The organism is Enterococcus sp. AZ101 (genome assembly GCF_050499005.1).
Lineage (GTDB): Bacteria > Bacillota > Bacilli > Lactobacillales > Enterococcaceae > Enterococcus_L > Enterococcus_L ureilyticus.
The window spans coordinates 630,725-644,306 of record NZ_JBMHEZ010000001.1 but is presented as its reverse complement, the minus strand read 5'-3'; the positions used below and the strand labels follow the sequence as shown (position 1 = coordinate 644,306).

Annotated in this window: 18 protein-coding genes; all 18 read right to left on the bottom strand. The window is 38.7% G+C overall.

From position 1 onward, the window contains the following. Positions 1 to 4 precede the first annotated feature (4 nt). The 18 genes from IGJ50_RS02950 to rpiB all read right to left on the bottom strand — a co-directional run bounded on the left by IGJ50_RS02950 (position 5) and on the right by rpiB (position 13,547). Positions 5 to 868: a class II fructose-bisphosphate aldolase gene (locus IGJ50_RS02950; RefSeq protein WP_207121067.1), complete on the bottom strand. Its 864-nt coding sequence runs from the start codon at positions 866 to 868 to the stop codon at positions 5 to 7. Positions 869 to 893: 25 nt separating this feature from the next. After that, a complete protein-coding gene (locus IGJ50_RS02945) occupies positions 894 to 1,289 on the bottom strand; it encodes a tetratricopeptide repeat protein (protein WP_207121066.1) in 396 nt (131 codons plus the stop codon). 17 nt (positions 1,290 to 1,306) lie between these two features. Next, positions 1,307 to 2,596, bottom strand: a complete 1,290-nt coding sequence (locus tag IGJ50_RS02940; protein WP_429948841.1) for a PTS sugar transporter subunit IIC — start codon at positions 2,594 to 2,596, stop codon at positions 1,307 to 1,309. Between the two features lie 29 nt (positions 2,597 to 2,625). After that, positions 2,626 to 2,931, bottom strand: a complete 306-nt coding sequence (locus IGJ50_RS02935) for a PTS sugar transporter subunit IIB (RefSeq protein ID WP_069639016.1) — start codon at positions 2,929 to 2,931, stop codon at positions 2,626 to 2,628. A 21-nt stretch (positions 2,932 to 2,952) separates the two neighbouring features. Then, on the bottom strand, positions 2,953 to 5,052 hold the full coding sequence (locus IGJ50_RS02930; protein WP_429948838.1) for a BglG family transcription antiterminator: 2,100 nt from the start codon (positions 5,050 to 5,052) through the stop codon (positions 2,953 to 2,955). A 199-nt stretch (positions 5,053 to 5,251) separates the two neighbouring features. Then, positions 5,252 to 5,452: a heavy-metal-associated domain-containing protein gene (locus IGJ50_RS02925; RefSeq protein WP_207121064.1), complete on the bottom strand. Its 201-nt coding sequence runs from the start codon at positions 5,450 to 5,452 to the stop codon at positions 5,252 to 5,254. A gap of 38 nt (positions 5,453 to 5,490) precedes the next feature. Then, positions 5,491 to 5,937, bottom strand: a complete 447-nt coding sequence (locus IGJ50_RS02920; protein WP_429948835.1) for a CopY/TcrY family copper transport repressor — start codon at positions 5,935 to 5,937, stop codon at positions 5,491 to 5,493. A 170-nt stretch (positions 5,938 to 6,107) separates the two neighbouring features. Next, entirely contained in the window at positions 6,108 to 7,034 is a 927-nt protein-coding gene (locus IGJ50_RS02915; RefSeq protein WP_207121062.1) for a transketolase family protein, read from the bottom strand. 1 nt (position 7,035) lies between these two features. After that, positions 7,036 to 7,848, bottom strand: coding sequence for a transketolase (locus tag IGJ50_RS02910; protein WP_429948833.1), 813 nt, complete (start codon positions 7,846 to 7,848; stop codon positions 7,036 to 7,038). A gap of 15 nt (positions 7,849 to 7,863) precedes the next feature. Beyond that, positions 7,864 to 8,517, bottom strand: a complete 654-nt coding sequence (gene dhaL, locus IGJ50_RS02905; RefSeq protein WP_429948832.1) for a dihydroxyacetone kinase subunit DhaL — start codon at positions 8,515 to 8,517, stop codon at positions 7,864 to 7,866. A gap of 85 nt (positions 8,518 to 8,602) precedes the next feature. Beyond that, positions 8,603 to 9,367 carry an SDR family oxidoreductase gene (locus tag IGJ50_RS02900; protein ID WP_429948830.1) on the bottom strand — a complete coding sequence of 255 codons (765 nt, stop codon included), beginning with the start codon at positions 9,365 to 9,367 and terminating at the stop codon, positions 8,603 to 8,605. An 18-nt stretch (positions 9,368 to 9,385) separates the two neighbouring features. After that, positions 9,386 to 10,375, bottom strand: a complete 990-nt coding sequence (locus IGJ50_RS02895) for a dihydroxyacetone kinase subunit DhaK (RefSeq protein WP_429948829.1) — start codon at positions 10,373 to 10,375, stop codon at positions 9,386 to 9,388. Between the two features lie 18 nt (positions 10,376 to 10,393). Then, on the bottom strand, positions 10,394 to 10,735 hold the full coding sequence (locus IGJ50_RS02890) for a Lin0368 family putative glycerol transporter subunit (protein WP_069639007.1): 342 nt from the start codon (positions 10,733 to 10,735) through the stop codon (positions 10,394 to 10,396). Positions 10,736 to 10,750: 15 nt separating this feature from the next. Then, positions 10,751 to 11,173, bottom strand: coding sequence for a Lin0368 family putative glycerol transporter subunit (locus IGJ50_RS02885; RefSeq protein ID WP_069639006.1), 423 nt, complete (start codon positions 11,171 to 11,173; stop codon positions 10,751 to 10,753). A 17-nt stretch (positions 11,174 to 11,190) separates the two neighbouring features. Next, on the bottom strand, positions 11,191 to 11,574 hold the full coding sequence (gene dhaM, locus IGJ50_RS02880) for a dihydroxyacetone kinase phosphoryl donor subunit DhaM (protein ID WP_069639005.1): 384 nt from the start codon (positions 11,572 to 11,574) through the stop codon (positions 11,191 to 11,193). Continuing rightward, entirely contained in the window at positions 11,562 to 12,356 is a 795-nt protein-coding gene (locus tag IGJ50_RS02875) for a triose-phosphate isomerase family protein (RefSeq protein WP_429948826.1), read from the bottom strand. Before IGJ50_RS02875 ends, dhaM begins: the two co-directional genes overlap by 13 nt. A 70-nt stretch (positions 12,357 to 12,426) precedes the next feature. Beyond that, positions 12,427 to 13,071: a fructose-6-phosphate aldolase gene (fsa, locus tag IGJ50_RS02870; protein WP_069639003.1), complete on the bottom strand. Its 645-nt coding sequence runs from the start codon at positions 13,069 to 13,071 to the stop codon at positions 12,427 to 12,429. A 26-nt stretch (positions 13,072 to 13,097) separates the two neighbouring features. Continuing rightward, positions 13,098 to 13,547, bottom strand: coding sequence for a ribose 5-phosphate isomerase B (rpiB, locus tag IGJ50_RS02865; protein ID WP_069639002.1), 450 nt, complete (start codon positions 13,545 to 13,547; stop codon positions 13,098 to 13,100). Positions 13,548 to 13,582: the final 35 nt, after the last annotated feature.

The following is a 13,582-nucleotide window of genomic DNA, read 5'->3' as shown; positions in this document are numbered from 1 at the left end:
TAATCTACCTTACTTGTAATGGACTGTTGGTATTCATAAACAAACCGATTTTGTGTTTCACAATGTCGTGACAAACTTCATTGGCGGGAATCACATTGTATCGTAATGATTTATTTACAGCAGTCTCTTCAAATGACTCTTTGGCCATCTTGGTCCAATTCACTAAAAGTTCCGTCCCAACATTAAATTTGCGGATACCATTATTGATCAGTTCTGGATAATCTTCTTCTTTAACGCCAGTTCCGCCATGAATAACTAATGGAATATCAACAATTGCGTGGATTTCTTTAAGCAGAGGTAGGTTCACTTCGGTTTTAGATTTAAATTGTCCATGATTTGTTCCAATCGCAATGGCTAAGGCATCGATTCCAGTCGCTTCTACAAATGCTAGTGCATCCTCTGGTTTAGTGTAAACTTTGTCATTTTCTGCCACATGGATTCCTTCTTCCGTTCCACCAATCGTACCTAATTCTCCTTCAACAGAAACACCATGTTTATGAGCATATTCGACTACCGCTTTGGTTTTTAGAATGTTTTCTTTGAAAGGGAGGTGTGAACCGTCGTACATAACAGAGGTGTACCCTTGATCGATTGCTTCTTTAATGTCATCAAAATTCCGCGCATGGTCTAAATGAAGGACCGCATCAACCATTTCGTTTTCAGCCATTGTTTTCACCACAGAAACCAAGACCTCGTAGCCAATATACTTTGCTGTATCGACACTAGTTTGGATAATAATCGGAGCCCCCATCTCTTTTGCTGCCCGAATCATTTCAGGCAACATTTCCAAATTATGGGCGTTAAAAGCCCCTACTGTAAAATTCAATTCTGTTGCTGTTGCTGTTACTTCTTTTAAGGTTGTATACATGTGTCCGTCTCCTGTCTATTGATTTTTATTTGCCACCAATCGTAACTTGTTTTGCAATTTGTCGCATCTCATCCATTTTGTTCATCCAGTGATCGATTCCCCCATCATCTCCATTTCTGGCAGCTTCTGCACGTTTTTGATTGTATAAATTGAGCAACTTTTTATAGCCTGCTCCGATACTTTTTTTATAGATTTGGCTTTTTTCTAGCATAGCAATCGCCTGCTCGTCTTCTTTTAGTTGGGCCAATAATAGCCCAAGTTCCTCATATTTTTCAGCTAATTCTTTATCCGCTAATTCTGGAGTATCGATTTCTCGTTTTATTTGTTCGATTTTTTTGCGCATTTCATCTTGCTGCTCTTCTGTTAGTTGCGCTTCAGATTCTGTTTTCACAACAGTTTTCTTTTTGAGAAAATTAAACATGCTGTTCCCTCCTATTGTTAAAAGGCTCTCATGATTGGACTAATGATCCAAGCATATAGAAGCGCTGCGGTAACGGTGTCTACATCGGTCGCTGTGGCATTGACAAAGCCCATGCTGTTGAAGATCGTGACTAACAAGGCTGGTAATAATGTGATGAAAAAGCCATGGGCAATGCCACCAATGATCGCGCCTCTTCTTCCACCTACCGCATTTCCAAAAATCCCAGCAGTTCCACCGGCAAAAAAGTTCGTCAACATACCTGGCAAGATCATTGCTAAGCCAAATGTCGGTAAAATGAACATTGCTAAGACAGCCCCGATCGTAGTTGTAATAAAGCCTAAAATCACTGCATTTGGGCTATATGGGAAAAATACAGGGCAATCTAATGCTGGAATGGCATTTGGTACAAGTTTCATCGCGATCCCTCTAAAGGCTGGTACGATTTCTCCAAGTAATAAGCGTACACCAGCTAATAAAACATACACTCCAACAACAAATTGGATCGCTTGTAGGAAAGCAAACATGATATAATTTTGGTTACCTGATAATGTCGAAGCAAATGTTTCTCCTGCGAATAACACCGTCACGATATATAATGGCACCATCACAACCATTACAGACAAATAGGTATCTTGAAGAAATTCAAAGGATTTCGGTAATTTAAGATCCTCTACTGACTTCTTATTTTCACCACGTTCACCAAAAATCCAAGCGACTCCTGCTTCAAATAGATAGCCAATTGTACAAAAATGACCTAAAGCAATATCATTTGAGCCAGTGATTTTTCTGATAAAAGGCTGCGCGATTGCTGGCATTGCAACGGCGAAAACGCCACCGATAAAGCCACCTACAATGATCAAGGCTATTCCACGAAGACCGGCAAAGTAACCAAAGACTGTCGTCATCGTTGCCATCCATAATATCGCTTGGCCTGTTAAGAAAATATATTTCCATTTTGTAAAACGGGCAATGAGAATATTAAAAACAAAAATAGCTAGAAAGGTCAACGCAATGTCTCGACCTAACCCCAGTTCATTCATCGCTTGGCCGTTGATTGCCTCGATCGATGGAATGATTCCCTGCATATGAAACCCTTCTGTAAAAATCTCACCAAAATACGTCAAACTCCCTACGATAATGCTAGAACCTGAACTCAACACCTGAAACCCTAACAGTGTTTTCAATGAGCCCGATAAAACTTGGCCAATCGATTTTTTTTGTAAGATCAATCCTAACATTGCAATCAAACTAATTGTAATCGAAGCCTGTGTTAAAATATTTTCGATGATAAAATTGACTACCCCCATGTTAAAATCCCTCCATTAATTTTTTGTCGCTAAATTGCGCCTTTTGCTTGTAAAACGGGTGTGATTTTTTCATCAATTTCCACTTTTGATACAATATTTTTCAAATAGATGATCGCTGTTTTTTCCTCATCAATGCTAAATTTCTCGAATTGTGATTGGAAATTTTGAGCAGTGATAATGATATCCGGATTCATAGAAACAGCCGATGAGATATCCGTATGCTCTAGTTTTGCCTCGACTCCTTTTTGATTTAACACATCTTCTGCCGCCATTTGCGCTGCAAAACTACTCCCCAATCCTGCACCACAAACAAATAGAATCGTTAGTTTTTTCATGATGATTTGCTCCTGTCTTGTTTATTTTTGTGTTTCTTTCATACTTTCTTCATACAAAATCGTTTCAAATTCTGTTACAGTCGTACACTGAGCTAAACGGTTTATCTTCGTCTCGTCATTGATCAATTCAATCAAGCTTTTCATAATATTCAAGTGAGAAAATGAATCGACTGCAGCTAAACAAAAAATAATACTTACCGGATCATTCTCCTCATTTCCAAATACAACGGGTTCGGCCATGGTCGCGACACTGATTCCTAGTTTATTCACGCCATCATCTGGTCGTGCATGAGCCAAAGCTAAATGTTTTCCGATCACAATATATGGACCAAACTCTTTGACTGAGGCAATCATAGCCTTGACATAGGATTCTTCAATACTCTTGTCTTTTAACAATGGACGCGCAACGCTTTGAATCGCACACTCCCAATCTGGACATTTTTCTAATAATAAGATATCGCTTTGTTTTAAGACATCTCTCAGCATCGGCTGCAACTCCTTTTTATTTATCTTTAAATTGTTCTTATCAAATGCTTCTTCTAAACTTTGATAAATTTCACTAGAAACGATCCCGCCACTTGTCTTGATCAAATCAAGTACTGCATAAAATAAGTCTGTAGAATCCTTCCCATTATTGATCAAGCGTTGAACTTGTTTATTTCGTTCTAAAAATTCTTGAATGTTTTGACGACTTTCTTCTTTAATGATCGGATCTAAAACTAGAATCGGTAATTCTTGATAGGTCAAGTTGACTGTTGAAAAAATCAAATCGACATCTAGTTTTGAGATCAGTTCCATTTCTCCAGAACTTAAAACAGCTACTACCTCAATGTTGAATAACTCTTTTAGATTTTCTGCTAATAATTTTCCTGTTGCTATTCCGTGGTTACAGATCACAACTGCTTTGTACGTGTATTTCAACTCTTGATTGATCGCACTAACCGATGTAGAAAAATGAATCGTCAAAAAGGCAATTTCATCATCACTCAATTCATTTTTCGTAATAGCTTCGATCGTTGGTGCAAATTTTTTTATGGCTAAATATATCGAAGCATAATAGCGCTTGATGTTTTCTTTTAAAGGATTTAAAAGTTGAATTTCACTTTTGACCCTATTGATCAAACCAGCCATGTGGCGATATAATCCTTCGTGTAGTGATTCTTCTTTTTTTGAAAAGGGTATTTTTGTCGCTTGTTCGACAGATTGAATGAGCTGGATCGATAGCAATTGTGCTTGGACCCATTCAACAGAAGTACTCATACTGCCTGTTTGAATCGTCTCTAACATAAACACAATATAATTTATTTCAGCTGTTGGCGGTCTAACTGCAAGTGTTCGGCATAATTGATCTATAAAAGACCGAATCTTATTTTGAACACTATCCGCTATTTCCCAAGATGACGTCACGATCAACTCCTGCCTAAAATAACGACTCAGCCAAACTGCAGTGAACATAACAGAATGATTTCGATAAATATCTTCTCGTGGAGAAATTGATTGATGGTAGACTTGATCTATTTTTTTTAGTATATTTTTAGGCATGTAACGAAATAACTGCTTTTCTGAAGTTGTCAGTCCCATCTCACTTTCATCAATAAACTGTAAATTGTCTATCGCTTGATTGATCACATCATAAATCATCGTACGAATGGTTCGCTCTGATCCTTTTAAGACGATTCCTTGTTTTGGCATACTCAAAACTTCGATACCATACCTCAAAAGAATCGTTCGAACTCTGCGCATATCTTCATCCATCGTACTTTTCGAAATTTGGTACTCACTTTCTTTTTGGTATAAAAAAATAGGTTGTTCAGACAAAGAAAAAGCCAAAATCAAGTCGAAAATCCTTTCTTCCCGATTTAAATAATCAAATTCATTTTTTTCATCAATCAGAGGTTCCAACTTCGTTCTTTCCTTTAATTGTAAGGCTAAAAACATTCCTCTTTTTCTGATTGTTTTTATTTCTGGTAGTTTTTGATTTGCTAGAAATTCGTTAATTTCCTTAATTTCATTTCTGATAGTTCTGTGACTAATTCGAAAATCTTCACTTAGCTCATCTAAAGTCACTGGATAGTCTGACCAAATAAAGCGTTTTAAGATTTGTATCGTTCGATCCTTCATCTGTTTCTCTCCTTGTCTGATTTCAGTATATAGCTGATTGCTGCAATTGATTAGTAGAGATTGTTGCAACATTTACTTGCAAAAATGTAAGCGCAACCATATTTAAGCAAATAAAAAAAGCTAATTTTAGTATACAAAAAAGAGCATAAAAAAAGTCTAGTTCCATTTTTTTCGGAACTAAACTTTTTTTGACTGTTCGTTACGCTACAGTAAATTTTGTTTCAGAAAGCGAACGCTGTAGCTCATCATTTGAAATTTCTTTGTCACTAATCACGACGGCTGATTTATTTTTTAAATCAACACTAGCTGATTGGACACCTGCAATTTTTTCAAAATTTTCTTTGACGATCGTTACACAACCATCGCATTTCATTCCGTTGATCGTTACTGTTTTTTCCATTGGTAAACACTCCTTATCCTTGTTTTAATTGTACTGCTTTAACTCACTAAATGACACTGACACTGACCAGGAATACAGTTGCAAGGTACTTCTTTCACTGCGGTTTTCTGTTTCTCCTTAAGCAGTGTTTCTAATCGGGTAATATCGTCAACACTCAATAAACTGTCATTGATGATGGATTCAAGAACTTTACCGACTTTTTTGCTACAAACTTTTGTCAACAGCTCTTGTGAAAGTATTTCAATGCTAGAGCGTTCTTCTACTAAAGGAAAATAAATAAACTTATTCCCAGTCCGCTTTGTGCCCAACATTCCTTTATCGACTAAACGGCTTAGCAACGTTTTAACTGTCGTACTTTTCCACTCAGTCTTTTCATTCAGAGCTGCAGTGACTTCTTTACTCGTCGTTTCTTTCGTTGTCCATGCAACACGCATGACTTCCCACTCTGCATCTGTGATCTTTAATGATTTTTTCTTTTCTGACATAAAAAGTCTCCCTTTTACTATTCTCTTGCTTAACAGCACAAAGAACTACATCCGTAGTCAATCACTAAATTAATAATAACTCTTTTTTATACATTTGTCAAAGAGGAGAAAGTCATTTGTGAATAGACAAAAAACTTCTGTTAAATTTTCAGAAGTTTTTCAATCTTGTTTTATTGAAAAGAGAGTTTCTTTATTGTTTCAATCAAATGCTCAGCAGTTAAGCCATATTCTTTTTTCAGTAATTCTGGATCCCCAGATTGGCCAAATCGATCTTGAATTCCGATTTTTATCACTTTTGTTGGATAATGTTCTGAAAGATATTCACAGACAGCTGAACCTAAGCCGCCGATTACGCTATGTTCTTCTGCCGTAATCAGCCAAGGTGTTTCTTTAGCTGCTTGTAAAACAAGCTTTTCATCTAGCGGTTTAATCGTAGAAAAGTTTAAAACTCGAAGATCAATTCCTAACTGTTTCAATTTTTCAGCAGCAATCAAAGCTTCTTGTACCATCAAGCCTGTTGCTATAATGGTTCCGTCAGAACCTGTTGTCAGTGTTTCTCCTTGCCCAATTTTAAACGTATTTTTTTCTGCGTGGACTCTGGTCACCGGTAACCGACCTAAACGTAAATAAACTGGTCCAGTATGTTCCATGATTGCTTCTATCGCAGCTTCTGTTTCTAAATCGTCCACAGGATTGAGGATCGTCATGCCCGGAATCACTCGCATCAATGCAATATCTTCAATTGCTTGGTGTGAGCCCCCATCTTCTCCCACAGTTACGCCTGCATGCGTCGCAGCAATCGTGACACTCAACTGCGGATACGCCACACTATTGCGAATCTGTTCATAGGCCCGACCAGCTGCAAAGATAGCAAAACTACTCGCAAAAGGACGTTTTCCACCTAGTGCTAGACCAGCCGCTGTACCGATCATATCCGCTTCTGAAATCCCCATGTTATAAAATTTGGTAGGACTCTCTTTTGCAAAAATTTCTGTTTTTGTTGCCGCAGATAAATCTGCATCTAGCACAACTAAATCTGGATGTTCTTTTAGTTTTACCAACGTTTCACCATATGCTTGTCTTGTTGCTTTTTTCATTTTATTCAGCTCCCATTAACTCTGCCAAGGCTAATGCTGCTTCTTCATGTGAAGGAGCTTTTCCATGCCACCCGACTTGATTTTCCATAAAACTGATTCCTTTACCTTTGATGGTTTCACAAACAATTACGCTTGGTGACTCAGTTTCTTTTTTTGCCATCTGAATCGCTTGAGCGATAGCTGATATAGTGTGTCCATTTACCTGCTGTACATGCCAATTAAAACTAGCAAATTTTGCTCCAATATCATTAACGCCCATAATCGCCTCGTTGGTCCCATCGATCTGTAAGCCATTATGATCAATCAGCACAATGAGCCGATTCAAATGATAATGAGCTGCACTCATCGCCGCTTCCCAAACTTGCCCTTCTTGAAGTTCTCCGTCACCTAGCAGCACAAAGGTAAAACAGTCACTATCGTTACTTCTTTTCGCTAATGCTAGCCCATTGGCAATTGATAGCCCTTGACCTAATGAACCACTTGATGCATCAACGCCATAGGTTTTATTTTTATCTGGATGTCCTTGTAAGTGACTGCCAAATTTACGTAATGTCATTAAATCACTTTTTGGAAAAAAACCATTATCTGCTAATATCGCATATAAGGCTGGGGCACCATGTCCTTTGGATAAAATGAAATGATCTCGATCTCGTTGTTCATAGTTCTGCGTATTAATCGTCATTTCTTGATAATATAAGGTTGTTAAAATGTCGATTGCTGATAAGGAACCACCGGGATGTCCTGACCCTGCAGCCGCTAATGATTCAATAATCATCCTTCTCAATTCTTGCGCTTTTTTTTCTAACTTTTCCATGCCACACATCCTGCTTTAGTTATTCTTTTTCATTTCTTCGTAAAAAACGTTCAGCAACATCCAAGAAGATTCAGCACCAGGATCTTTGTGCCCTATTGCTCGTTCACCAAGGCGCATTGCCCGACCTTTTTTAGCGATTAATGGAGTAGTAGATTCGGCTCCTTCTTGCATTATTTGAATTGCTTTTTCCATGACTGTCAGATAATCTTCCTCATTTTTATGGGCTTGTAGATACTCAATCCCTGGCAGCAGTGCATCTAACATTGTCTTATCTTGTAGTTCTGCTTTGCCTCGGGCTTGAATGGCATCAATACCAGACTGAAGCATCTCTACAAATTCTGGGAAGGTTACTTCTGTTTTCCCTTCAACCTCTTTGCCCATTTTTATGAAAAAGCTGCCGTATAAAGGTCCTGATGCTCCGCCTACTTTAGACAGTAAAATCATCCCAGATTTTTTGAGTAATGAATGAATATCTTCTGTTGTCTGATCCAGCTCTTCGATTTCTTTAGAAATACCGCGAAAGCCAATGCTCAAATTGATTCCGTGATCCCCATCTCCGATGTTCGAATCCAAAGAAGTCCAATAATCTCTTTGCTCTTCTGATAGCTCTGCCATCTTTATAAGTGAGTTTTTAAAAAAGGTTTTATTTGCGATTACTTCTGTTGTCATAGCTCATTACTCCTATCTAAAATAAAATTCTTTTAGGTATTAAGTAATAATCAGTTAAAACAATTATTACTCAATACCTAGGTCCTTATTTGATCGTATACCCGCCATCGATCACAAGGTTTTCTCCAGTGATCAAGTTTGATGCATCAGCTGCTAAAAAGAGTGCACAAGCTGCCACTTCTTCTGGGTAGCCAAAACGTCCAGCAGGGATTTGTTTTTTCATCTCTTCACCAACTTGACCTGCCCAAGCTTTTTTCCCTAATTCCGTCAAAATCACCGTGGGAGAAATACAATTCACATTAATATCATATTGCGCCCATTCATAGGCCAGCACTTTTGTCATCGAAACGATGGCTCCTTTGCTTGCACAATAAGCGACATGATTATCTAATGCCACGACTGCTGCTTGTGAAGCCATATTGATGATTTTCCCACCATTGCCACTGATTAGTTCATTTCCAACTGCCTGTGCGACTAAAAAGCTGCCTTTTACATTGATCGCAAATGTTTTGTCCCAATATTCTTCAGACAGATTTTCAGCATCATCTAGTAAAGCGACACCAGCCGAGTTGACGAGCATGTCGATTTTGCCGAAATGACTTTTTGCTGTAGCAACAGCTTGGATTACATTCTTTTTATTGGTGACATCTACTTTGATCCCAAGGCCATTTTCTTTGAATTTTTCTGAAACAAGTTGTTCTGTCTCGTCTTTTATATCAAAAATAACGATTTTAGCCCCTTTTTGTGCAAAAAGCGCTGCGATTGCTTCACCGATTCCGCTTAACCCTCCAGTGATGATCGCTACTTTATCCGTTAAACCAAAATTAATATCATATCCTTTATACTCCATTTTTTGTACTCTCCTTTTTTAAAGTTTCATATACGGCGTATCACATGACATATCCAACAATTCTTTCAATTCTTCATCTAATCTAACGATTGTGATCGACATTCCTACCATATCCATTGATGTTGCATAATTTCCAACTAATGGTCTGTGGAGAACGATGCCTTTCTCTGTTAATACTTCTGCCACGTGTCGATAACAGACATATAAATCCATGACAGGTAGCCCGCCTAAGCCGTTGACCATGACATGGTACTCTTCACCAGCCTTCGCCTGTGCATCTTCTAAAATATAGCGCAACAGCTGATCTACGACTTTATCAGCTGGTTCTAATTTACTTCGTTTGATTCCTGGCTCACCATGAATCCCCATGCCAACTTCCATGTCTCCTTCATCCATTTCAAAAATAGCTTTTCCTGTGACTGGTAAGGTTGAAGAGGATAAGGCAACGCCCATCGAATAAGTGTTACTATTCGCCTTTTCTGCTAAAGCTTTGACTTTATCCAAATCGTAGCCTTTAGCAGCTGCTGCTCCGGCAACTTTAAAGACCGGTACATCCCCTGCAACACCACGACGATCCGGTACATTTTTAGCGGAATAGACATCATCTGTAATCAGGACTGTTTCTACTCTGATTCCATCTTCTGCAGCTAATTCTACACCCATATCAAAGTTCATCACATCACCAGCATAATTACCGTACATGAATAAACAGCCTTTGCCACTATCTACAGCTTTGACCGCATCATAGCAGGCATCTGGGGCTGGTGAAGTATTGATATTACCAACAACCGAAGCATCTGCAAAATTTTCTCCAACATAGCCGATAAATAAAGGTTCATGACCAGAGCCACCGCCGACAATCACACGTACTTTAGGTTCTTCACTCATTTTTTGACTAACTAATACTCTTTTATTATCAGCAAATCGAACATACTCTTCATGTGCAGCACAGTAACCTTCTAACATTTCTTCGACAACTTCATAGCCATCGTTTACTAATCTTCTCATCTAAATCTCTCCTTCATTTTATAAAAATAATGACAATAAGAATCCACCAAGAATACCGCCAGAAACAGCTGCTAAGACATTTCTATACGACTTTTTCACATTGCCTCCAGTTAAAGCTGACGCAACCCAAACACCAACTCCGGCTGCTAACCCCATATCGACCCAGGCTGTTCCAGATTGTGTGATCATCGGTGTCGAAATCCCATGATTGATACACCACACAGTTCCCACAACAAATGCCGCTGCCATCCAACCACCAATTGCACCCCACTGATCAACCATTTTTCCCCAGATCATTCGAACGGCAAATGGAAATAAAAAGCCGCCTAAAACTGTTGCAATCCCTAAACTAATCGTCATGTTTGATTCCCTCCTTTATTCTGTTTCTGCTAAACGATCTAATTCTTTTTCTGTCATGCCAGGTTCTGGCGCAGTTGCTTCATGTTCGGTCTCTTTTGCCATGCTTTTTTCAATCGCTGCTGCAACAATTCCACCAATGACAGCCCCAATAATAACTAAACCAATTGTTGGTAACGAAGAGACGAGGCTTTCTGTCCCATTCATAAATGTGTCTCGCATAATACCACAGACCCCAATTGCTAATCCCATATCAACAAACGCCGCATCATCTTCGTTTCCGACTAAGTTAACGAAATGATTCATAAACCACATCGGACCAATAATGATAAACGCGGCTAAGTAGCCACCAAAAATGCCGAATGCCCCCAATTGTCCCCAAACCGCCATCACTATCATGCCCGCAATCGTGTAGCCGATCAATCCTCGTATGAACTTCATTGTTTTGCTCCTTTTCTTTATAAATGACTTAACTCTGCAACAACTAGTTGTTTATTTTGTGAAACGGATGCTTGAACCGCAGCAGCAAAGGCTCCTTCTACTAAAGGGCAATCCATGATTTCTACTTTATCTTTTAGCCCTTCATCCTCAATTAAATCGATCGCTGTTTCCGAACTCAAAATAGCGCTTCCAATATCACAAAAAATTAAAATATGTTCGCAATCCCGACAACTCTCTATATAGTCCATAATCATCACTGAATTTGTTCCTAAACGTCCATCGCCTGTCCCACCTGCTGAAATAACCCGCACACCGTCTAATTCACCTGTCATCTCTTCAATCATTTCTTTTGTGCCATCTGTAATTTTTTGACTATGGGAAACCAAAATTATTCCAAACATCCTTTACCCTCCTTGATCATTTTGACGGTCTTCACAATATTCGCATAGCGCTCAGGATCATGACCAAATCGTCCGACAAAAACCCCATCAACATTTTCATCTGAAACAATCAACTGAACATTTTCTTGAGAAACAGAACCCCCATAAATGATTCGTGTTTTTTGAGCTGTTTCATATGAATATAACTCTGTTAGACACTCTCTAATAATTCCATGAACTGCATGGACGTGAACAGCACTTGCTGCCAACGTTTTTCCGACTGCCCAAGCTGGTTCATAGGCTAGAATAACTTTTTCAGCTTGTTTATGCGGGACTTGATTCAATGCTAGGAATAATTGCTTCAATAACAAATTTTTGATTTCTTCATAATCCTCACTATGTTCCGACTCCCCAATGCAAAGAACGGGTATTACTTTTTTTTCTAAGGCCAATAACACTTTTTGATTGATCATATCATCACTTTCACCAAAAATCCTTCGTCGTTCGATATGTCCTAATTCGACGTAGGTTCCTTCCATATCCAGTAAAGAATCAATCGAAAATTCTCCTGTATAGGCGCCATAAGCAACCGGTGCCATATTTTGTGCACCTAACCCAATGTTCGTTTCACGGAGCAATACAGAGACTGGATAAAGAACCCCCATACCCGGACACATAAATTGCTCAACTGCCTCGACTTGTCCCGTTAACTCAGAGATTTTTTGAGCAAAATGTTGCGCTTCTTTTAATTGATTTTGATACATTTTTAAACTGATTCCCACAATCGGTTTTCTTTTCGTCATCACTCGCTCCTCCTTTCTTTTCATTCGGAATCCTTAAGCTGTCATTACTTAAAGATTCCGAATTCGTTTCTTACTTAGTAAAATTTTCCCAGTCTTTCATAAAGGCTGCAATGCCTGCATCTGTTAATGGGTGTGACCACAGTTTTGGAAAAATACTGCCAGGAATCGTGGCAATGTCTGCCCCTAATTCAGCAACCTCTTCAACATGTTTCAAATTGCGAATACTAGCGGCGATAATTTCAGTAGAATAACCATATTGATCCAATACATTTCTTAAATTTTTGATCAAGGCTAAACTATCTGTTCCAATATCATCCAGTCTACCTACAAATGGACTAATAAACGTTGCCCCTGCTTTGGCTGCCATCAATCCTTGGGCAACGGTGAAAACAAGCGTCACATTGGTTTGGATATTTTCTTTACTCAGAATATGAACCGCTTTCAAACCTGCTTCTGTCATAGGAATTTTTACCACAACATTCTCTGCCCATTTGGCTATATCGCGGGCTTCTTTGAGCATTCCTTCTGTGTCAAGTGCAATGACCTCTGCACTTACAGGACCTTCTACAAGTTCACAAATTTCTATGATGACTTCTTTAAAATTTCGGCCTTCTTTAGAGATGATTGTCGGATTTGTTGTTACTCCATCCACTAAACCCAATTCATTGATTCTTTTAATTTCATCAACATTGGCTGTATCAAGAAAAAATTTCATCTGTCTCGCTCCCTTTCTTTGTGGGTTTACTTGCTAAATTCGGATTCTTTTTGCATAATTTGATCGATTTTTCGTGCAGAATTTCCACCTTCGAATTTTACCGAAAGATATTCTGATACAACTTTTTTTGCCACTTCTATGCCAATAACTTTTGACCCCATGGTAATGATTTGCGCATTATTGCTTAATTGCGCTCGCTCTGCTGAATACGTATCGTGGCATTGCGCTGCTCTAACTCCCGGAACTTTGTTTGCAGCCATCGCCATGCCGATACCTGTTCCACAAACCAAGATGCCACGTTCAATTTTGCCCTCATTAATGCCTTTGGCTACCTCAAAAGCAATATTCGGATAATCTACTTCGTCTGGTGAAAAACAGCCAAAATCGATTACTTCTATTCCTAAGGTTGCAATATAGTCTTTTAATTGATTTTTCATTTCAAATGCATTGTGATCTGAGCCGATCCCGATTTTCATTTTCTCCACCTCTTTCGTTGTCTACATTCATATTA

Coding starts and splice junctions, on each gene's coding strand:
- dhaM (WP_069639005.1), bottom strand. CDS start 11,574: ATGTTTGGAATAATTTTGGTTTCCCATAGTCAAAAAATTACAGATGGC.
- IGJ50_RS02950 (WP_207121067.1), bottom strand. CDS start 868: ATGTATACAACCTTAAAAGAAGTAACAGCAACAGCAACAGAATTGAAT.
- IGJ50_RS02945 (WP_207121066.1), bottom strand. CDS start 1,289: ATGTTTAATTTTCTCAAAAAGAAAACTGTTGTGAAAACAGAATCTGAA.
- IGJ50_RS02940 (WP_429948841.1), bottom strand. CDS start 2,596: ATGGGGGTAGTCAATTTTATCATCGAAAATATTTTAACACAGGCTTCG.
- IGJ50_RS02910 (WP_429948833.1), bottom strand. CDS start 7,848: ATGGAAAAGTTAGAAAAAAAAGCGCAAGAATTGAGAAGGATGATTATT.
- fsa (WP_069639003.1), bottom strand. CDS start 13,071: ATGAAATTTTTTCTTGATACAGCCAATGTTGATGAAATTAAAAGAATC.
- rpiB (WP_069639002.1), bottom strand. CDS start 13,547: ATGAAAATCGGGATCGGCTCAGATCACAATGCATTTGAAATGAAAAAT.
- IGJ50_RS02890 (WP_069639007.1), bottom strand. CDS start 10,735: ATGACGATTAGTTTAGGGATTGCAACAGTTTTAGGCGGCTTTTTATTT.
- IGJ50_RS02920 (WP_429948835.1), bottom strand. CDS start 5,937: ATGTCAGAAAAGAAAAAATCATTAAAGATCACAGATGCAGAGTGGGAA.
- IGJ50_RS02925 (WP_207121064.1), bottom strand. CDS start 5,452: ATGGAAAAAACAGTAACGATCAACGGAATGAAATGCGATGGTTGTGTA.
- IGJ50_RS02885 (WP_069639006.1), bottom strand. CDS start 11,173: ATGAAGTTCATACGAGGATTGATCGGCTACACGATTGCGGGCATGATA.
- IGJ50_RS02900 (WP_429948830.1), bottom strand. CDS start 9,367: ATGGAGTATAAAGGATATGATATTAATTTTGGTTTAACGGATAAAGTA.
- IGJ50_RS02930 (WP_429948838.1), bottom strand. CDS start 5,052: ATGAAGGATCGAACGATACAAATCTTAAAACGCTTTATTTGGTCAGAC.
- IGJ50_RS02895 (WP_429948829.1), bottom strand. CDS start 10,375: ATGAGAAGATTAGTAAACGATGGCTATGAAGTTGTCGAAGAAATGTTA.
- IGJ50_RS02875 (WP_429948826.1), bottom strand. CDS start 12,356: ATGACGAAAAGAAAACCGATTGTGGGAATCAGTTTAAAAATGTATCAA.
- IGJ50_RS02935 (WP_069639016.1), bottom strand. CDS start 2,931: ATGAAAAAACTAACGATTCTATTTGTTTGTGGTGCAGGATTGGGGAGT.
- dhaL (WP_429948832.1), bottom strand. CDS start 8,517: ATGACAACAGAAGTAATCGCAAATAAAACCTTTTTTAAAAACTCACTT.
- IGJ50_RS02915 (WP_207121062.1), bottom strand. CDS start 7,034: ATGAAAAAAGCAACAAGACAAGCATATGGTGAAACGTTGGTAAAACTA.